At 51.2% G+C, this 19,990-nt stretch carries 13 protein-coding genes; 7 read left to right on the forward strand and 6 right to left on the reverse strand.

Going from position 1 to position 19,990, the window contains the following annotated elements:
* Positions 1-100 precede the first annotated feature (100 nt).
* The gene (locus KTE_RS37335; RefSeq protein ID WP_201390776.1) at positions 101-1,948 is read right to left on the reverse strand and encodes a hypothetical protein; all 1,848 of its coding nucleotides are present in this window, start codon (positions 1,946-1,948) and stop codon (positions 101-103) included.
* Positions 1,949-2,382: 434 nt separating this feature from the next.
* Here KTE_RS37335 and KTE_RS50125 point away from each other — a divergent pair, with 434 nt between their 5' ends.
* Positions 2,383-2,550 (forward strand): hypothetical protein, encoded by a 168-nt coding sequence (locus KTE_RS50125; protein ID WP_374226847.1) that lies wholly within the window; start codon positions 2,383-2,385, stop codon positions 2,548-2,550.
* A gap of 310 nt (positions 2,551-2,860) precedes the next feature.
* On the opposite strand, the gene KTE_RS37340 is transcribed toward KTE_RS50125, so the two are convergent.
* The 4 genes from KTE_RS37340 to KTE_RS37355 all read right to left on the reverse strand — a co-directional run bounded on the left by KTE_RS37340 (position 2,861) and on the right by KTE_RS37355 (position 6,463).
* A complete protein-coding gene (locus KTE_RS37340; RefSeq protein ID WP_201390778.1) occupies positions 2,861-3,322 on the reverse strand; it encodes a hypothetical protein in 462 nt (153 codons plus the stop codon).
* Positions 3,323-4,436: 1,114 nt separating this feature from the next.
* The gene (locus tag KTE_RS37345; RefSeq protein WP_201390781.1) at positions 4,437-4,901 is read right to left on the reverse strand and encodes an SRPBCC family protein; all 465 of its coding nucleotides are present in this window, start codon (positions 4,899-4,901) and stop codon (positions 4,437-4,439) included.
* A 43-nt stretch (positions 4,902-4,944) separates the two neighbouring features.
* Positions 4,945-5,181: a hypothetical protein gene (locus KTE_RS37350; protein ID WP_201385056.1), complete on the reverse strand. Its 237-nt coding sequence runs from the start codon at positions 5,179-5,181 to the stop codon at positions 4,945-4,947.
* A 991-nt stretch (positions 5,182-6,172) separates the two neighbouring features.
* Positions 6,173-6,463 carry a hypothetical protein gene (locus tag KTE_RS37355; RefSeq protein ID WP_201390783.1) on the reverse strand — a complete coding sequence of 97 codons (291 nt, stop codon included), beginning with the start codon at positions 6,461-6,463 and terminating at the stop codon, positions 6,173-6,175.
* Between the two features lie 253 nt (positions 6,464-6,716).
* Between KTE_RS37355 and KTE_RS37360 the strand changes: the two genes are divergently transcribed.
* The 6 genes from KTE_RS37360 (at position 6,717) to KTE_RS37385 (ending at position 18,984) form a co-directional block, all read left to right on the forward strand.
* Entirely contained in the window at positions 6,717-8,825 is a 2,109-nt protein-coding gene (locus KTE_RS37360) for a UvrD-helicase domain-containing protein (RefSeq protein ID WP_201390785.1), read from the forward strand.
* Between the two features lie 17 nt (positions 8,826-8,842).
* Entirely contained in the window at positions 8,843-10,507 is a 1,665-nt protein-coding gene (locus KTE_RS37365; protein ID WP_201390787.1) for an Hsp70 family protein, read from the forward strand.
* Positions 10,508-10,851: 344 nt separating this feature from the next.
* Positions 10,852-12,135, forward strand: a complete 1,284-nt coding sequence (locus tag KTE_RS37370; RefSeq protein ID WP_201390789.1) for a DNA double-strand break repair nuclease NurA — start codon at positions 10,852-10,854, stop codon at positions 12,133-12,135.
* Positions 12,136-12,175: 40 nt separating this feature from the next.
* Entirely contained in the window at positions 12,176-13,900 is a 1,725-nt protein-coding gene (locus KTE_RS37375; protein WP_201390791.1) for an ATP-binding protein, read from the forward strand.
* A 42-nt stretch (positions 13,901-13,942) separates the two neighbouring features.
* The gene (locus KTE_RS37380) at positions 13,943-15,268 is read left to right on the forward strand and encodes a metallophosphoesterase (RefSeq protein WP_201390793.1); all 1,326 of its coding nucleotides are present in this window, start codon (positions 13,943-13,945) and stop codon (positions 15,266-15,268) included.
* On the forward strand, positions 15,265-18,984 hold the full coding sequence (locus KTE_RS37385; protein ID WP_201390795.1) for an AAA family ATPase: 3,720 nt from the start codon (positions 15,265-15,267) through the stop codon (positions 18,982-18,984). Before KTE_RS37380 ends, KTE_RS37385 begins: the two co-directional genes overlap by 4 nt.
* Before the next feature lie 463 nt (positions 18,985-19,447).
* Here KTE_RS37385 and KTE_RS50130 read toward each other — a convergent pair whose 3' ends face one another.
* Complete coding sequence (locus KTE_RS50130) at positions 19,448-19,828, reverse strand: DUF488 family protein (protein ID WP_201390797.1); 381 nt, start codon at positions 19,826-19,828, stop codon at positions 19,448-19,450.
* Positions 19,829-19,990 lie beyond the last annotated feature (162 nt).

Below are 19,990 nucleotides of genomic sequence, written 5' to 3' on the forward strand. Positions count from 1 at the left end.
TTTTTTCTGCAGGAGGAATAAGTGAATAGTGAGCAGATGTCCTAACGGCTGGCGCTACCCCATGTACAACAAACAGCACATTGTCGAAAGGACTTGTTGATCAGGGCATAAGACAAATATGTCCGGCCCCTTTCATCTTCCCATCAAAGACAAGATAGAGACCATCTTCGTCCTGCAAACGTTCAAACGTAACAGCTTGATCGTTCAATGTGACGGTTGCAGGAGACCATTCTGGCGGCACCAGTACCTGGAACAGCACGTCCTGACCTGAACCACTATAATCCAGGGTCAGCCGTTGTGCAGAATAGTCAATGCTCATGCGATAGGCAAAATAGGCCTGGTTGCAGTCATAACGCGCGCAGACGTACACCTCCTGCACGCCGGTGAGAGCCCAGCGTGGAGAGAGTGAGACGTGCCGCCACAACCCCTCGCGATCCTGCAAGCCAGCCAGGCCTTCCATGAGAGCGTTTGCCCATTGTGCCAGGCCCCAGGAGGCATAGGGAACCTCGTTGGGCGTGCGATAGCCCACTTCGCCATCGGGCCAATACCAGACGTGCGCGCCGTCAGTGCGTCGCAAGTGTTCGGCATACTGGCGCAGCAGTTCAACGGCGTAGTGAGTACGCCCGTTTAAAAATGCTCCCAGGCACAACTCCCCACCAACCCAGGGCATCAGCCCGCCGTTGGCATAGCCTCCCTGTTTGCAATAAGGCTGGGAGAAGTAGCCAAGTTCGTCTGGATAGCCCGGCTGCAAACTCCACCAGGGATAGGCGTCTCCAGTTTCGGCGTGACGACGGCGATATTCATCGATAATGCTCTGCGCGTGCGAACGATCGGCAAGTCCGCGTGTGATAGCCCAGGTGTTGCCCATCGCGAGCTGCTGTGATTCATCGAAGTCACCGTGATCGATGGGTGAGAGATGAACATGATGCAAGAATTTCAGCCCATCCCAGAGCAAAGCCAGCGCCCGCTGCCTGTAAGCCTCTGCCTTCTCAGCCCAAGAGAGAGCACGCTCATCTTCCCCTAACGAGCGATACATCTGTGACATCGCACAAAAGGCCTGGTAGTAGCCGCTCTGGTCGCAGGTTGCGATCACGTGCCGATTCTCGCCGCTGTCGGAGACGCCATCAATGTCAAAGTCCCACGTATCACAACTATGCTGGCGCTTGACCAGGCGGTGCTGCTCATCCCAATGGCGAGGATCTTGCTGAATGTAATGCAATGCGCGTTCAAGTTGCGGCAGCCTACGCCTCAGCCAGGCATTATCCCCCGTGACGAGCCACGTCTGCCAGATGCCTAGCGTCAGAATATACTCGACATCTGACTCCATACCAACCCGCCACGTTTTGCCATCTCGTTCGATCCCATCAGGGACCATGCCATCCGCGCTCTGAGCGTCCAGGAAATGATCCAGGCCACAGGACATATCCTGCTCCCAGTATTTATAGGCTGGCAGTCCATAGATCCAGTCACGCAGCCAGATGCCATCAAAGTGCCAGGTATCGGCGGAGATATAGCCCACGAACTTGCCCATCGGAAAGCGATACTCGCGCCGTCCTAACAACATAAGTTCCTTCGTGCGAGGATAGATGCCCGCGAAATCCTCATCTGCACACTTAATACCAGTCGCACAATCGAGCAGAAAGTTGAGATAACGGCTGTGCCGCTTTCCGCCGGGCCAGGTAAGGTAGATATAATGCACGCCCAGTGCTCCGGCCACAATGAAGCTCACCTCACCATGATTCTCATGCAGATCGATCGCTGCCTCAAAATAGATCTGCTGATCGCTGTCGCAGACTCGAATAAGGGCGCGGTCATCCCCTTGCTGGCGCCCATGAACAGAGACAGTAACGACATCCAGCGGGCGATAGCGATGAGCATCGGTTGTCAAATACCCGTACGCCTGCCAGGTGGCCAACGATAATGGACTGGTGGAATGAGGTTTTTGCATATCCGAATCCTCCTGCCTCAATACGTTCTGTAACTCTCTCCAGAAGCCAAAGAGAGAGGTAAACATGCTTATTGTACTCGACGAGACCTCTGTAAAAAGGGCCTTTAACCATGTTCTAACATATATTCTATGAACAGTAGAGTTGCTTGAAGCTGAGAATGCCCGTATCATTTTGAGCAGAAAGGGAAATTTTGATTTCTTTGGAGGAAAACGATGCAGCTTCGCTCACCGATTCTCACCATGTATATTGACACTCATGCCAGATTGTAGAAACCATGCTCTTTCGGAGACTAGCCTTGGTGGTCTTTATGACACCGACGACGATATCCTCTCAAACAATTTGTATTCCTCAAGTACAAGATATGAGTGGAAGATGCGAGGTCAGAAACCGCATTACCTGGATGGGGTACAGCCAGTGCTTATAATGGGGGCAAGTGCTCGCCTTTCAGGGCAAAAGCTGTTCTCTTGGCGACTCAGGTGCAGTTTTGGTGAGACCTGATGGCTTTATCGCCTGGCGTGCTCACAATGCTGCAACCCCACCGGTTGGAGCTGATGACATTTTCATTGATCTATCACGGTTACTCGGATACGTTTCCCTCTAACGCGACCTCCTTCGCCTATTGTTCCTATGATAGAGAAGAACCCGCTGTAACAACGCCGGGAAGATCACGATTAGCAATTCGCGCCTTATGCCTGGGGTGAAAGTGGGAAGCAATGACAACTCTATCACTCGCAGTCAGGTGAAACCCTGCAACTGAACAGTGAGGCGATAAGCAAGCGGTAAATAGTATACGTAAGGGGATGTTTGAGGGGGAAATATGGTAGCGAGGGGGCGGCAGGGGCCCACAGGTTCGTGGACCCCGCGCTCTCATCCTCCTTCACTCGGTCGGTCCCTCGGTCGGCGGAGGCGTCCTACTTGTCGGACTGCGACTGCCGCTTCAGCTCGTCGAGCTGAAGCTTTGCCTCGTCAAGCCGAAGCTTTAGCGCCTGGCGTGCTCCGGGCAGATCCCCGCGCTGCATCTCCAGCCAGCCACGGTGCTCAGCCGTCTCGGCGCCCCACCTCTGGACCAGCGCAACGCGTTCCTGGTCCAGCTCGGCAAGCCTCCGATCCTGGCGGTTGAGCCGCTCCTTGACCCCCTGGTCCAGCAAGCTGAACCTCTGGTCGAGGTTCAGGTAGGCCTCCCACCACTCGTTCAGCCACTCGGGGAACTCGTCCGGGTGCTCTGACCGATAGGCCAGTGCTTCGAACTCCTCGTTGATCTCCCTGAGCAGAGTAGCTATGTTGTCGGCCAGCATCTCGCACTCGCTGACCAGACCCTCGTAGCCCCCTTTTAGGGACCAATAACTGGCGTCCCTTTCGTTGCCGAAGTTCACGAGACTCCTTCCGGTTGTCCGTCCTCGTGAAGTTGTGGTATCCGTAGCCAGCGATGAAGGCTGTAGCATGGACACCAGAACCTTTCATAGAAGAGTATATCATTTTTGCCTTTAAAGCACAAGCTGCCGCTGCCGCCCTAATCAGAGATCTCGCGGTACAACTGCTGCCCATTCAGACACCCTTGCTCAATCCGTTGTCGAAGGTATTCATGAACTTGGCCTCCTGTTCGAGGGCAAAATGACGGTACCTTAGAAATCCCTGACATAGGTCTTTTTCGTGCCTGGTAAATGACCTGGAATGTGGATCTGGCACACTCTCGATACTGGTGGCGAAGTCCTCTCAGCCCCATGAACATGGCTTGGCAAGAGCATTCTATGAATCGGAACGAGTGAAAGACATTTACATCTTCCACAGATATGCACGATACGTCATCTTTTGCACGATATTTCGGGCACAATGTCGCTCCTCCACTTGGAGGGCCTCGTTAAGCCCTTCATGCCTGGCTGTATCACCGCACGTATTGAGGTTCGCCACCAGTATCAAAAGAGAGACAGATCCAACCTTCGGGGCATTTACCATGTAACTCAATACCTAATGCGAGCAACAGCCGAACTGGCCAAGCCGCTCGGTATCGCCGTGTAAACCAAAGCAGGATGGAGGCAATCGGCCCCTCCTGCTGCTCCTTGGTACTATCGCAAACCTTGCAAATGATGTGGTAGTGGAAAGTGGTCAAATCGGAACAACAGCTAGAGAAAGTTCGTCTTGATGACCTTGAATATATAGAACCTCGCGAGTTAGAAGGCCTACAGAGTAACATCCATGGGTTGCTGGAGAAAAAGGGGATAGTGGTCACAATGTAACCGGGATTTGGTGGTCAAGAGGGAAGAGGCTGAAGTGAAACTGTATTGCTTCAGCCTCTTTTGCGTTCTCTCATGAGAAACACTTCAATTTCCAGGCAAAGGAAACGTTCCTTCTGTTTTTGGCTTCTACTGAATTGGGGTAACTCCACGAGAGCTTCTCCTGCAGACTCGGCGTCTGGAAAGAGAGCCGGAAGAGGAAGCCGGATGTGATCCAACTTCCTCTTCCAGAGCTTGAGAGGGATGTGCTTCGATCTCAGGGATGACGGTCGGCAACAAGATTCAAGATGATGTTGTGTTCAAGGAGCGCCTTGAGTCCTGCGAGCACCAGGGTGAATCCTTCCACTGAAGCCATCGCTTGTTGGACTTGTTCATCCCCATTGCCACTGAAACCGGTGTTGGTGATGCTGACAAACGTGCTATCGTCTTGGCGCGCGGTAAAAATCCACTCGACGAGATTCGGTGTGCCATAGCCAGACCATTCAATGAGAATTCGTTTCCGTTCTTCAATGGCCTTGACACTTACCTGGGAGGAGACATCATACATCTCCCAATCCCATTGGACACGACTACCCGGTTCCAACCGGCCACTACTCCTGGTAAACCAGAATTTGGTGGTGATTGCGGGATTGATAAAAGCTTCAAATACCTCTGCCACTGGTCTCCGAATCAACATTTCCGCTTTTGCCACCGGCCTCTGTGTGAGTTGGAGGTGTTCCATTGTACTGTTCCTTTCAAATGATGCGTTGCTGTTGGCGACTCGATCACAGCGTGACGGTGTCGTCTTCAACGAGATCCTTTAACCGCTGCAGACGCTTGCCCCACTGCTTGCCAATCGTCTCAATCCACGCGCTAACGGTCTGGAGTGAGTGGGGATCGAATACATACTGCTTCTCGCGGCCCTTTGTCTGCGCCTGTACCAACCCAGCATGGGAAAGCGTATCGAGATGCTTCCCGATCATTCTAGCTTCAACGCACAGTGTCGTGTTTACCTCACCCATAAGTACTTCTCTAAATAGCGATAAAATCCAGTATTATTCATAGCATTTGCTCGCTGCTGATCAGCTTCCATCTACAAGGTAGTATTCTCATGAAGAGGGCGCAAAGCGGTTATGTGTCGATCATCAGAAGGTGCAAGCACCTATACGATCGGGTTTAGAGCAGTGAACACGCGCGTGAGCGAGGGCGACGCGCTGCTCCTCGGCTCTTTGGGGAAATTACCAAATTTTTGTATTATATAAATAGTGTAATTGCTTGTTTCATAAGTGAATTTAAGAAACGCTTGGTAAATCCCTGAAAACCTGAGCCGATTGCGTGGACAAATGCGCATTGGCACCGCAGAGGTGTTGCCTGAGAAAGATGGAGAGGCAGTGGTCAAGATCCATCTGAAAGGATAAGCTACCGTCCTCCCTATCTAATAAACCAGAAGGCCACGCAAAGCTCATTGCGTGGCCTTTGTTTCGATTCTGCATAAAACTTTGTGGGAATGCATGGCTGACGGAACCGATAACCATGCCGGTAATGGTTTGAATGGTTGCCCGGGATCGATTTCTAGCTTGAGAGGCAGCGTATGCAGATAGACGCGAAGATAATCCACATCCTCCTGATACCCTTGTCCCCATGCAGTGCGTAATAGCAGACTGATGGGTGAGCACCTTGCCCCCTTCGCGCATGAGGGTGAATAGCAAGGTGCACTCATAGGAGTGAGGCGAAGTATCTGCCCACGAACGACGACGCATCGCTCCGCGCATTGCAAGCGAATCTGCCTGTCCTCACTTTTCAGCACAGAGCAAGGACCACTGTGTCTTGAGGTTTCACAGGTGAATGCGATAGATGCTCGATAGCGTCTTGCAATGCCTTGTAAGCGGGCGTGGAGTTCCAGTTTTCGACAGGAAAAGAAGACATAATCGTCAACCCGGCATCAAGCATTCTGACGATGTGGGCTTCCTCCTCTACGACAGAACAGATCACTATAGGCGTGCAAGGTGTTGTCTAGCTGATGTGCTGGATCTCCCGTGCATGAGTACAGCAGGCAAGACAGACATCGGGTTGCATCAGACGTGTTGTCATCACTGAGGGATGGCCTTCCAGGTGGGTCAGGTGCGTGACTGCGCAATTGCCTCCTCGTGGCCTCTGCTTCAGTATTCTCGCTTCTTCAGGACTACTCAGAAGGAAAATGTGCAGGAGGTGGTGTGGTACGGTCTCTCTGGAGCGCTCAGCAATCATGGTGATCCTCTTCCCGTGTTTGCTGGAGTAGTGAGGTACCAGTTGCCTGATGCCCATAGCACTCCTTTTTTGCGAGCGTTTGGTTATATTGAGCGATGCTGTTTTCTATCCTCGCAAAAAGTTTTTGTGATGTTTCCCCTGCGAGTGTATGCCCTTGCATTTGCAAAGACATACGGAAGAAGAGTTGAATGAATAAGTTTTACCTAAAAAAAGGTATAATATATTTCTCTCTTTTGTGTTAAAAGATGTAATACAGTATTATTTTTGTGCCGGAACAAATTGTTGCTTGCGTGAGAAATGGGAAGCAAAAATGCCTACTCAGTATCTTGTCACCATGAAACCAGAGTTTCTTACGGAAACCAGGAAGCTGCCTGCTAAAGAGGCGCATCAGATCTACAATAAAATCCTTTTATTAGCGCAGGATCCCAGGCCCGATGCGAAGGTGAAAAAGCAGTTAACACACATGTCAGGTGGGAGGGGTCTGCATCGTATCCGCTCTGGAAATTACCGTATTTTCTATACCTTTGATCAGCACTATGTTGGTGTCCTATTTTTTGATAGGCGCGATGACGATACCTATGATAGCGACATTATTGAGGAGTATCTTGGTGGTTTTTCGGTGGGTGCAGAGCCTGCCAGGGAGTCTGTTCCTCAAGACAAGAAAAAAAACTATCAAGAAGTTGACTATATTGCACAACCTCAGCCTGAGCCCCTTCCTGAGCCAATCACAGTTGAGCTACTGACAAAACTTGAGGTGCCAGTGGTCTATCATCAGCGGCTGCTGCGTATTCAAGATCGGGATGCCCTCCTGTTTAATTGTCCTGGCGTGGATGATGATACGAAATCGCGTATTGATGCGTATTTATTTGAAACGCCTCTAGCTGATGTGCTACAGCAGCCAGATCTGTTGTTGCCCAATGTAGAGGATCTCTGGCGCTATCATGAGGGAGAGCTTGTCACCTTTCTCTTAAAACTCTCGCCTGAGCAGGAGGCTCTGGTCAATCGCTCATTGTCCGCGGGCGGCCCAACGCTGGTGAAGGGTGGTCCTGGCACTGGGAAGAGTACGGTCGCTCTCTATCGCGTGCGTACTCTATTGCAAAAGCTACGTTCAGAAGGCGTGACGGAGCCGCGCATCCTCTTTACCACCTACACCAATGCCCTGGTCAAGTCTTCTCAGCAGCTTCTCGAGCACTTGTTGGGACCAGATATGAAGTATGTCACTGTGCAGACAGCGGACAAGATGATTCTGCGTGCGCTAGCCAAACTTGGTCAAAGTAGAGATATTCTGGAGTCGCAGGAGGCAAAGTGGCTCTTTCGCGAGGCCGCCAGCTCACCGCGCTTTGAGGGAAATGCCCTTCAACAGCAGCTCCAGCGCAGTATGCTTGAGAGACTGGGTGAGGAGTATCTCTGGCAGGAGATCTGCGACGTGATTGAATCTCGACACCATCATACCCTGGAGGAGTATCTTCAGGCCAGGCGTCATGGTCGCGTCATCCGCTTGAACGCGCTTAACCGTAAGGTGATCTGGAGTATCTACGAGCGTTTTCGTGTGCTGGTTGAGGCAACCGGAAAAGATACCTGGCAGATACGTCGTACCCGCGCGGCTGAACTGGTGGAGCAGAGCCGTGAGTATCAGGCGTACGACGCGGTGATTGTCGACGAGGCTCAGGATCTTGCGCCCAGTGCTCTACGCTTCTTGGTTAAGTTGTGCAAGACGCCAAACAACATCTTTGTAGCTGCAGATGCTAATCAATCAATATATGGAAGTGGCTTCAACTGGTCTGATGTGCATGAGTGGCTCAATTTCAAAGGGCGCACTGGCCACTTACACACGAATTATCGTTCAACCAGAGAAATCGGCGAGGCGGCATCTTCTTATTTGCAGGCGCAGAGCCTCTTAGATGAGGAGTATAACGATCACGTGTATGTGCACGATGGCCCCATTCCAATTGTGTGTACTATCGAATCCCAGAAAGATGAGGTGGCGTTTCTTGCACGTCTTTTCCGCAAGGCCGTACATGATCTGCATCACCCTCTGGGTTCGTGCGCGCTCCTCTGTCCAGGCGAGCAGAGTGGTAGGGCGCTTGCTCAAGGCTTGAGCGAAGCTGGCGTAGAGGCGACCTATATGAGCAGTACAGAGTTAGATTTGAAGCGATCGGGGGTAAAAGTCTTGACGCTCCAGGCCTCAAAAGGGCTTGAGTTCCCCATAGTCGCGCTCGCGGGTTTTGATGGCAGCCCATATGCCGTGGTTGCAACAGAAGGTTCCGCAGAGGCCCGTGAAGAGGCAATCGCGAAAGATCGAAGAACCATCTTTGTCGGGATGACGCGTGCCATGAAAGCGCTCTTCGTACTTTTGCCCAAGAATGCTGTTTCTCCCTTGATGGAGGGTTTCCACGCCCAGCATTGGAGCTTAAACTAGTTGAAGGATGAGTGGATATGAAGCAGCAGGCAGAAATTTTTGGCATTGACCTGGGGACTACGAATTCCTGCATTGCTTATGCCGATGAACATGGCAGTGCTGTGGTTGTGCCTAACTATGAAGGTGAGCTTACAACTCCCTCGGTCGTGCAATTTGAGGGCGAGCAGCGTATTGTGGGCAAAGAGGCCAGGCAGTATGCACTGCTCTATCCTGATCTCGTGGTTGAGCGAGTGAAACATTGGATGGGAAAGCCAGGGAAGGGGCATCCTTATCAAGGGAAAACCTATACACCAGAAGAAATCTCCTCCTATATCCTGCGTAAACTAGCCAGTGACGCGCAGGCATATTTAAACCGTCCGGTACGCGATGTTGTGATTACCTGTCCCGCTTATTTTGGCATCGCGCAACGAGAAGCCACGATCAAAGCCGGTGAACTGGCGGGTCTGACTGTGCACGAGGTTATTAATGAACCGACGGCCGCAGCCATGCTCTACGGTTTACTCTCCTCGCCCAAGGATCAGGTAGCCATAGTGTACGATCTTGGAGGAGGAACCTTTGACGTAACCATCATCGAGGTCCGTAATAATGCATTGACGGTGGTAGCCACTGATGGTGAGAGCGAATTAGGCGGGTACCGTTGGGATGTCAAACTGGTCGAATACCTGGATAACCAGTGGATGCTCGAAACGGGTTCAAACGAGAGTCCCGCGAGTTCTGGTGAGATGTCATTGGAGTTGTTGCGCCTGGCTGAAGAGGCGAAGAAGTCGCTCTCTGTACGTCAGAAAACGCCAGTCATGATCAACTATACTGGGAGTCGGGTTGTAATTGAGGTAACACGCGAACGGTTTCAAGCGTTGACCGCCTCATTGTTGCAGCGCACGATTGATGTTACCAAGGCCACAATGGATGCGGCGCGGGCACATGGCGTCAAGCGTTTTGATCAGATTTTGCTTGTTGGGGGATCAACGCGTATGCCCCAGGTTCGTGAGCAACTGGAGGCCGAATTCCATTTGCCCATCCAGATACTGGAGCCCGACCTTGCTGTAGCCAAGGGGGCGGCGTTATATGGTCAAAAACTCCTGGTTGATGAAGTGGTGGAGCGGAAGGTGGGCCAGCAGCGCGGTGTTTCTTCACTCGCGAAAAATGGAATGCCTGTTTTGGTTGAGTCGAAAAGAGAGGCGGTCAGACAGGCTGCTAGTGAAATGCAGCGCGATATTGCTGTGGTAGCAAAGGCCGCGGAACTACAGGTCGTGAATGTTGCCAGCCATAGCTTTGGCGTTGTTGCGACCGATATGCGTCTGAGGAAGCAAGTTATTTCCAATATTGTGTTAGTTAATGAGCCCTTGCCGGTGAAGAAGACACGTATCTATCGGACTGCCGAGGAGTATCAAGCGAACGTAGAGATTCAGGTCTTAGAGAATAGCAGTTCAGAAGCGCGTGTAGAGGATCTGATGCAGGGCGAAGAAATCGCTTATGCTATATTGCGTTTGCCGCCTAGGCTCCCACAGTATTCTCCCATTGAGGTCTCATTCGAGTTACTTCGGGATGGGAGATTGCAGATTACCAGCCGTGAGCCAAAAAGCGGTGTGTCAATAGAAGTCGAAATTCAGGCAAAACGTAGTATAACCGGAAACGCATTCCGGCAGGCGAAAGAGAGAGCATCCAAAATCACGGTTGTATAGCTATTTGCTGAACGCTTTCAGCTTCGAAAAAACTCTTCAGCGGGTGAGGTGGACGGATTAGTGTATTAGATTCAACAGAGATAAACAAAAAGATTGACATTTGTGATATACTTCTGCTTAGCATAATTTACTACACATGTATTTCGGGAAAAGAGAATATCTGGACTTGTATGCTTTGTTAATAGTTATTGGTATGTTTAGAGGGGGAAATCAAGGACTAGAGCAAGAACAGGGGGGCGCCTGATCTCTATTCTGCACTCTTATTTATGCATTACGTGATACCTGCGCTTTTATGTTGAGTGGGCCGTGTGATCGTTGATGATCATCAAGAAGTGGTTTGGAAAATGGCTTCATTTATCGACTTAATTGCTGAGAGTATTCATCTACGGCGAGATGAGTTTCTGACAGGATTTACCGAAAAACCTCACGGAGATATTGAGCAGAGGCTCGCTGCAGGTATCCAGGCGCATTGGCATCCGTTGTCGCCGGAAGTTGTGGGAGATGCGCTCCACCAGAAGCCTCAGGCTGGTGCAGTAGATGGGTCGCGAGCTATACGTGCTTTGAGCATTGGAGCAGACTGGATTGTTGCTCAAGCACTGCTGCTTGGGCCAGACGGTCTGCGCCTATCTGTTGCTGATACCCTGTTGCTGCGTGGGGAGATTGAGCTTCCTGCTCTCAATCGCTGTGCATCGCTACTGATGCGTTCACTTGAACTGGACCTGGCCCTAAAATTTGTACGAGAGGGGTTAGGGAATGTTCTCCTGCTTGATGGATCTCTCTACGCGGACCTCCCCTATTTATTGTACAACCTCGCTATTGGTGGCTATGAAGACCTCCCTTCGAAGGTATTAGGACAATATCTGGATCTCTTTGATCTCTGCCAGCAGCGTGGTGTTCTCTTGCTAGGAATTGCGAAAAGGACTCGCTCAACGATTTTGGGCCATGCCTTGCTTGCAGAGCGTCAACCTGCCATAGCTGCTAATCTTCAGCAAGGAGACCTTGATCAGACGCCAGAGGCGACTATGCAGGCAGTGAGCGCAGAAAACGGCTCTTCCAATGGTAATCAGCACCATCCTGACTTGCTAAGAAGAGATCTCCCTCGATTGCCATCAGATGGTGAACTTCTTTATCGCTGGGCGGTGGGCAGTGGTATCACTGATCCTGTGCTCCTTGGCTCAACGTCCTTTGGCCACACCAGCGCACAAAAGGTGGCGGCTCTGGCTGCACAACTTCGGCAAGCCAAATCAGCGCAGGGGGGGCAGGAACAGTTGAGCCCCTTACATGAGCGCCTGCTTGTTGCCCCAGCAATTGGAACCTTCTACGTGCGCCTGGCTCCCGGTGAGGATGTGTTGCGTGTCGATACTCTGGCTCCCACCTTTGGCCGGGACGATTTACATTTGCTGGAGTTTGATCACACGCTCGCCTCATATATCACTGCGCTGCCTGTTGTGTCCTATTTATTAGGAGAATATGGAGGCCTCTCGGTCTACAATGCAGCATTGTATGTAGTCGATCGGGAAGTGCGCCTTCACTCTGCAACCGTTGACCAGGTCTATCTCCCTGTCTTGCGTCGTCAACTCGGCTATCCCATTCAGTATGATCGCTCGACGAGACGCTTCATCGGCTAGATGGTAAAACGTCTCTATTCCAGATACGAAGAGTCGAAATATGCAAAACGATCGTTCCTCTGTTTGCGGACGCGAGGCTGGTTTTATCGTGGGGGAAACATCTCCTCTTGAGTTTACCTTTGTCAGTAGTCGAGAATTACTTCCTCCACGTTTGGAATACCTGGTTATTCCGGGTGTGGAGGAAAGGGGAAGTGGCGATATAGCTTCAAACGGGGTTGCAGGCTCATTTGTGGATATGCTAGCCCAGGTCGTCGAAATTGGGATAGATTCAGAAATTCTTTCGGAACATCTTACCTATAGCGAGACACAGGCGATCCTAAACGGTTCTTATGCCCCACAACCGAAGATGTACGGGCGTGCGCGTGTTATTGGTTACCTTTCCCATGGTGCCGTGCTTCTGCCTCGCTGCGCAGCCATTCCGGGAAGTAAGGTCTATGTGGCCTCTGACGCACTTCTGCGACAATTTTTTAGCGTAGATGTGGCCGCTGGCGTCCCCATTGGCTCATTGATTAACCGCTCGAATGTTCCTGTTTTGTTGGATCCCAATGGCCTGCGTCGTCATCTGGCCATTATAGCCCAAACTGGTGCTGGCAAATCGTATCTGGCAGGTACATTTTTTGAGAGCCTGCTTCAGCAGGGGGCAACTATTGTCGTCTTTGATCCGAATTCGGACTACGTTCAGTTGCGCAAGCGGGCAGGGCAGGAGGAGCGCCCCTACCATAGTGCCGATAAAACGCCTTTTGCTGATGATATTTTCATTTATCGAATTCCAGGTATTCAAGGTAGACGCTTCCCTGATAGCCTCATTGGCAATGTTCGTCCTTTTACTGCACGCTTTGCTGACCTCAATCACGATGAGATTGCAGACCTTGCAGGTATCTCAGAGCGAGCGTCAAATCAACGTAGAGCAATTGAACTTGCCTGCGAGCGATTGCAAAGGGAAGGGGCGGATTACCGCCCCGAGGAACTCATTGCAACGTTAAAGAGCCTTGCTGCTGGAGATGAAGAGGAAGAGTTGCCAGAGCGGGAGGCGCAAAAGAGTTTCCAGATAGAAACCCTGGGAAACGATGAACGGCGCGCGGCTCGGAAGGCAGCCCAGTATATTGAGGATTTGCGCCGTTTCCCTATTTGGGATTATCACGATGTGGATCTCCAGGAACTTCTACAGCCCCAGCGGCTAACTGTCCTCGACCTTGCCGGGGCTGATAAGGTTGTTGCTGCGTATGCTGCGGAGCGCATTCTGCGCGAGGTCTGGAAGCGAGCAGTGACCGGGCGGCTACAGCATCCGCTTTTTATTGTCCTGGAAGAGGCTCACAATCTCATTCCAGCTAACAGCCAGACCCGAGCCAGCCGTATTATTAATACTATCGCCGCCGAAGGTCGTAAATTCCGTGTCTTTCTTACCATCATTACCCAACGTCCCAGCAAGATTAATCCTGACGCTCTCTCGCAATGTGGTAGCCAAATGATTATGCAGCTCACGAATCCGGACGATCAACGCGCTGTACAGCGAGCTTCTGAAGCGATCTCGGCAGAACTGTTGGAAGATTTGCCTGGACTGAACAAGGGTGAGGCAATTGTATTGGGTCAGTTGACGCGCATTCCTGTGATGGTGCGAGTCACCGGGCGTGCCTCGGCTGAGGGGGGCAGTGATGTGGATATTGTGCGTGAATTACGACGAGCAAGACAAGATGTCAGCGCAGCACGCTTGGCGGCTCAAATACGCAGTCAACCTGTAGTAACACGCCAACAAGAGGAATGGTAGGGCAAGAAATGAAACCAACAAAGATCTTGTGTGGAGGCTGCCATGAATGATGAACGGTTAGCGAAACCAGATGATGGCATACTACGGGTAGTGCTGACAGCCGATAATCACCTCTCAGCATACAGTCCGAAACTCTCACCGGCAAAGCTCATGGAACGGAGAAGACGGCTGGGCATGGCATTCAAACAAAGCGTGGATACGGCTATTGAACGGCGTGCTCACATCTTTGTACAAGCCGGTGACCTTTTTGATACGGTTGATCCACGCAATAAGGAACGCGATTTTGTTGCGGAGCAACTTGGTCGCCTACGATCAACAGGTATTTGTACATTTGGTGTAAGCGGCAATCATGATACGCCACGCCAGCGAACGGAACAGGGTGGTATTGCCCCGCAAGGTGTTTATCATCGCCTGCGTGGGATGCACTTTTTTGACTCTTCAGACAGTATAGAGCCCGTGTTGATCGATGTTGCAGGACTGCATGTAGCGATTGCTGGTTTGAGTTATCGTCCCAATATTCCTCCTGGGGGCGATCCTCTTGATCAGATACAGATAGCCGATCCGCAGGGCTTGCTTGCCCAGGCTGATCTGGGCATCCTAATCCTGCATGCGGCAATCGAGGGGCATGCCTTCCCAGGCGAGATGGAGACTTTTGTACGTCGGAGCAGCCTGCCCCGGCTGGAAGGCTTTCATGTAGTACTGGCCGGGCACGTTCATGCCTATGATCGTTTCTCGATTGGCGATAAGACGATTGTTGTCTGTGGGGCCACCGAGTTGATGGAGTTTGGCCAGAGCGCGGACACCGTTGGTTTTGTCTATTTGGAGTTGACTCAGCGTGGACTGCGCGGTGCCGAGCACGTACCTATTATGCCTCAGCCTCGTCATGTGATCACGCTACGCACTACCGAACTCTGGCCTGCTCAATTGCCCCAAAAAGAGACATCTTTAGCATATGCCCAAAGTGGTGTCGTACAGGATGATGAAACTCTCCTTCCAACTGTCACTGAACGGATTCTGCAAAAGATAGAACCGTATTGTACCCCTGATGCCCTGGTTCGGTTGAGGCTAGAAGGTCCGATCACGCGCGATCAGTACCATGAGCTAGATTTGCGCGGCATCTGGTTATATGGTCAACAACGAGCTTTCTCATTTGAGATAGATGAGAGTTACCTCTCTCTCTCCAGCGACTTTTCGTTGGAGGACATCGAGCGGGGTGAGCGTGTAGCGCCGCGTGAAACGCTGGAGAAGGTTATCCAGGAACAGATGGTACAGGCTGACAATCCTGAGTTCCGTGCTCTTTTGACCAAAACGCGTCAGCGAGTCCTTGATCGTTATGATGAACTCTCTGGAAAGGAGCCAGGCCAATGATTACTTTAAAGTATTTGCGTGCGAACAATTTCAAGGGCCTGCGCTCTGTATATATAGCTTTCCCTGATCAGGGGAGTATCCTGATTGAAGGGCAGAATGAGGCAGGGAAATCCACCCTGTTTGAGGCGATATACGTGGCTCTGTATGGGAAGCCGCTTGTTGGTGAGGAGAAACTCGCACGGCAAGATGAGGTAATACAGCATGGTCAGGCAAGCGCGTTTGTGGAGTTAGCGCTCAGCGTTGGGTCGCAAATATTGATTGTAACGCGTTACTTTGAACGCGGCAAAACCCAACAGGTTACACTTAAAATTCAAAGGCCTGATGGGTCAGAAGAGATCGTACAACGCATACGGGCTGTGAATGACCGTATACTCAAAGAGTTGGGCAACCTTGATGGAGACTGCTTGCGCAACTCCTGTTTTGTGGAACAGAAAGAGTTAGGGCGTATTGAGGATCTGGCTCCTACTGACCGTGAAAAGGCTGTCCATAAACTGCTGGGCTTGGATCGTCTCACCAAATTGATAAGCGAATTTAAGTTTAAACCTGACCAGCGGGAGGAGCTTAGGTTGGCGGAGCGTCGTCTAGTATTGGCTCAACTACAAGCAAAAGAAAGGGTAGCTACGGCCCGGGAAGCTGAGCTGGCCGAGCGGTTGGATGCGGTTAAGGTTACTAAGCATCTAGGGCGCGTGAGCGATCTGGCAGCCCAGCGAGCGGCACTTGAGACTGCTTTGAGCGTATGCAAGCAGCGTGTGCAAGAGGCGCGTGAGCGTTTGGCCTACTGTGAAAAACTGAAAGAGCAGATCGCATGTAGCGATCAGGTGAGCCAGCGCTTGATCTCTCTTGATCACACTTGTGAAGAACTACGCCGTAGCGAAGAAGAACTCGCCCGGCTAAAGGAGATTAAGCAAGCCGCGCTTCCCGCGGCTTCTGCCTATCTGAGCGATGTCACTATAGCTGCCGAGGCTGTAGCCCAAGTCGTGCAAGCACGACAAGACGTTCAGCAAGCAAAAATGTCGCTTGATGAAGCGCAACATCAACTTCGAGAACTAAAGCAGGCCGAAGAGGAGCAACAACGCAAGGAACAAGCGCTGGTCGATGCTCAGGAGCGTCTGAGGAAACGACGTGTAGATGCCGCTATCGAATCCCGCCGACTTGTCCAGGAGTTGAGTGCTCTGGAGGAGAAACGAACACGCCTGGAGCAGGCGCTTACACTGGTTAGGCAATGGGAAGCAGCTTGCGAACAGCGCGACGGTGTCCTGAGAGAAATCGATGCCGCACAAGCCAGGAGACAAGAGCTGCTGAGGCTTCAGGATGCAATACAGCAGTGGGAGAGGGAGGTCCAACGTGCAGAGGTGGCGACTTCCCAGGCCGAACAGGAACTACAGCAGGTGATGAGTGATATTCGCTTGTCTACAGCACATGATGCAGTCTCCGCCTGGATTCGCCTAAAAGGCGTAGAGATGGCAATTAGCGACTATGCGAGGCGACAAAGTATCGTACTTACTCGGCAACAGGCAACAGAAGCGGAGCTTGCAATCGCCCGCAATCGGACGCGTTCCCCACTTTACGCTGGCGTAATTTTGATGGCCCTGGCGTTGCTGGCGTTTATGCTGGGAGTTCTCTGGGCACCAGCCCTCGTCCTCTTTCTCTGTTTGCTAGGAGGGGCTATTGCCTGCTGGCTCTGGTTTATGCAAGCGAGAAAGAGAATGAGAAATCCATCTGCTGTATTGGATCAGTGTAAGCGAGAGTCTCAATACCTCGATATGCAGCGCCAGGCAGCGATTCAGGCAGGAGGCGATCCATTGGCGCTGAGACATTATGAACAACAACTCCAGACGTCCGGCTTTGCCATTCCCGCAGACGTTGTGACTGGTAGTGATCTCCAGGAGAATTTGCGCAAGCAACTGGAGGCGAAGCCAGGGCTCCACGCTTTACAAGAGGCGGCACAGCGGGTACAAGGGAAACACGCAGCCTTAACAGAACAACTAAAGCAGGCACGTGCCTGTGTCGAGGAAAACAGAAACGCGTTGTCTCTTGTTCAAGAGATGGGAGATCCTGCGCCAGTAATTGACGTATTGCAAGCGCGTCTCGCGGAGCATGAGGGATGCGTAACCACGATAGCGCAACAGGCGCAGCAATTCTGGGTGGACGGACTGTGGCCGTCCACTAGCTCCACTGTGCAGTTGGCTCTTGCTACCTGTACAGAAAAGCTAAATGCGGCGAAGGCAGCTCAGGAGCAGCATGAACGTAATACGACGACCTTCATTGACGAGGCTGAGGCTGATCGAAGAAAAGCAGAGATGGCTGTGCACCAGGCAAAAGATCTCGTTATCGCTCGGCAAGCGGGAGATCCAATCACGGGAGTATTACAGGCACAGGAAGCTCTCAACAGAGTAGAGGCGCTCTGTTTGCAGCAGGAAGCAGACATGCACTCTTTGCTACAAAAGATTGCTGTACCAACTGAGAAAGAAGTAGAACTGGAACGCGGGCGGGCGCAGTCGCGGGTGCAGTCATTAGAGGACGATTGGGCGAAGTATCCCTCGCTTCAGAAGGATTATCAAGAGCAGAAAGACCGCTTTAACCAGGAACTGACCTCGACCTCAGTTCAACTCAGAAATCTTCTGGATGCCTGCCAGCTCCTACATATTACGGGATTGCCTTCGTGTCCCGTGATGCCAGAGGAGAGTGCGTTCAATCTTCCTTATGAAGAGGTATTGAGAACAACCCTAAGCATTACAGGAAGTGCCCTCCAGAATGCATTGGATGTGATGGATGAGCTAGGCACGCGCACTGATCTAGAGAAGGCCCTCGGCGAACAGGGGCAAATCGCGCAAAGGATCAAGAGCAACGAAGTAGATGTCCAGCAACATCAGCAAACCATCAATAGCATTCTCACTGGCCGCGGTCTGGCACACCCGTCAATATATACCACTGATAGCCTGATAGTTTGCTGGCCACTTATCGCAGTAGTGTCCTCTGATGAGGAGAACCAGGTGACAAACGACCTGGAGCAGATAAGGAAAGATCTTTACGCAGTTGGTCAACAGGTACGTTCTCTCTCCGACGAATTGCAACAACCTGAGACGCCACTTGATATTGACGAGTGTCAACAGAAGGTAGATGAACTGCGGGAAGAGCGCCAGATCTGTGATTTGGGAGCGAGACTTATTCAGGAAACAAGAGATCGCATCGCGCGTCATGTTTTGCCTATTACTGAGCGCAACATGCAGCCGCTGCTCCAACAATTAACCGGTGGACGCTATCGTGATGTGCGCCTGACTTCGGAAGAGAGCAATGGCGCGCCCAGCACCGTAGACTATCGCATCCGTGTTTGGGATCCAGCGGCAGGGCGCTTTGTGGCAAAGAACCTCTTCTCTGGTGGAACCCGTGATCAATGTTCATTGGCCCTGCGCCTGGCCTTCGCGTTAGCAACTCTCCCCCAGGAGTTAGGTGTAGCACCGGGATTTATTTTCCTGGATGAGCCACTGAGTGCCTTTGATTCCCAGCGTGCCCAGGCCCTGGTTGAATTGTTGTCCACTGGCATCATTGCGCAACAATTCAATCAGGTAATCTTAATCTCCCATGTCCACGCCTTTGATCGCGATGCCTTTCACTATCATGTCCATATGGAAGGGGGACAGATAGTGGCGTCGGATCTGCCTCTGGAAGAGTCAGAAAAGGACGTGCTGGCAGTGTCAGCAACGCGGGGGGGATGATAATTGAAGGCCTTTCAATGCACATGAGTAGAGGAGGCTTCCTTTTTCTCAGGAAACTCTTCGTGTCTGTTGCATTCAGAGCAATGGAGTGTACAGCGAGCTGAGGTCAGAGTAATGGAGAACAAGGAAGCCCTGATTATAGCATGAGTACTTATCCATCCTTGCGTGTTGCAGCATACTTTTTGCGTGAAAAGTTCATTCGATCATCCAGGGATGAAGCAGCTTGCTCATCATTAAATAACGTTTGCTGTTTATTCGAACCCTGGTGGCTAAGTATGAGTTTTTTGATATCTTCTTGCGACTTTAATTCACCAAATTCGTCAATATGTTTGACCTCGATGTTCTCATCTGTAAGGGTATTTCCAATCAATTTGCTGTGATGGCACTCGTGTGGCTTGAACTCAGCACACATCAAAGCTACTGGAATTTGTTTCTCCCATGCCGTGCGTAGTCGATTAATGCCTTATCGGTAAAACTCTCTTTTTCTCACTTTCGCATACGCAACCCGCCCATCGACATAACATGTTTCATCATTGGGGCGCCCTCCCAACGTATCTCCTATGAAGAGATAGCGTATATGATGCTGATGAAGAGCCTTTTCAAGCGACTGCTTTGAAAATTGCTGATTGAAACGGGAGTGAGGTTGAGATCGAACATCTATTAACCACTCTATCTCATATTTGTGTAGCAGGCTTATGAACTGCCCAAACGAGCGTCCGCCATATCCAATAGTGTAGATAGGAACATCAGATAGGGAGGCTTGCAGGGAACTTTCCCATTCTAATTGCACAAGCCCTTCTTGTATCCTACTCATCTTGCTCATACAGATACATGTTTCATTCATATTTTATGTTCCTATCCTAGAACAAGTATACAAATCAACATTACTTCAGGTCAATTTCCCCGTACTCTCATGCTGTGTATATTCTTTGTTCACCTTGTAGGGATTGCACTTATGCAGTGCAAGTCGATATGAAATAGATTTATTGATCTTGCATAGAAAAGA

The organism is Ktedonobacter sp. SOSP1-85 (assembly GCF_016587415.1).
Classification (GTDB): Bacteria; Chloroflexota; Ktedonobacteria; order Ktedonobacterales; family Ktedonobacteraceae; genus Ktedonobacter.

Bases quoted from the DNA above. Each gene is read 5' to 3' on its own strand.
- KTE_RS37350 (WP_201385056.1), bottom strand. From the start codon at position 5,181: ATGGGTGAGGTAAACACGACACTGTGCGTTGAAGCTAGAATGATCGGG.
- KTE_RS37355 (WP_201390783.1), bottom strand. From the start codon at position 6,463: ATGGGCATCAGGCAACTGGTACCTCACTACTCCAGCAAACACGGGAAG.
- KTE_RS37385 (WP_201390795.1), top strand. From the start codon at position 15,265: ATGATTACTTTAAAGTATTTGCGTGCGAACAATTTCAAGGGCCTGCGC.
- KTE_RS37370 (WP_201390789.1), top strand. From the start codon at position 10,852: ATGGCTTCATTTATCGACTTAATTGCTGAGAGTATTCATCTACGGCGA.
- KTE_RS50130 (WP_201390797.1), bottom strand. From the start codon at position 19,828: ATGAATGAAACATGTATCTGTATGAGCAAGATGAGTAGGATACAAGAA.
- KTE_RS37365 (WP_201390787.1), top strand. From the start codon at position 8,843: ATGAAGCAGCAGGCAGAAATTTTTGGCATTGACCTGGGGACTACGAAT.
- KTE_RS37375 (WP_201390791.1), top strand. From the start codon at position 12,176: ATGCAAAACGATCGTTCCTCTGTTTGCGGACGCGAGGCTGGTTTTATC.
- KTE_RS37345 (WP_201390781.1), bottom strand. From the start codon at position 4,901: ATGGAACACCTCCAACTCACACAGAGGCCGGTGGCAAAAGCGGAAATG.
- KTE_RS37360 (WP_201390785.1), top strand. From the start codon at position 6,717: ATGCCTACTCAGTATCTTGTCACCATGAAACCAGAGTTTCTTACGGAA.
- KTE_RS37380 (WP_201390793.1), top strand. From the start codon at position 13,943: ATGAATGATGAACGGTTAGCGAAACCAGATGATGGCATACTACGGGTA.
- KTE_RS37335 (WP_201390776.1), bottom strand. From the start codon at position 1,948: ATGCAAAAACCTCATTCCACCAGTCCATTATCGTTGGCCACCTGGCAG.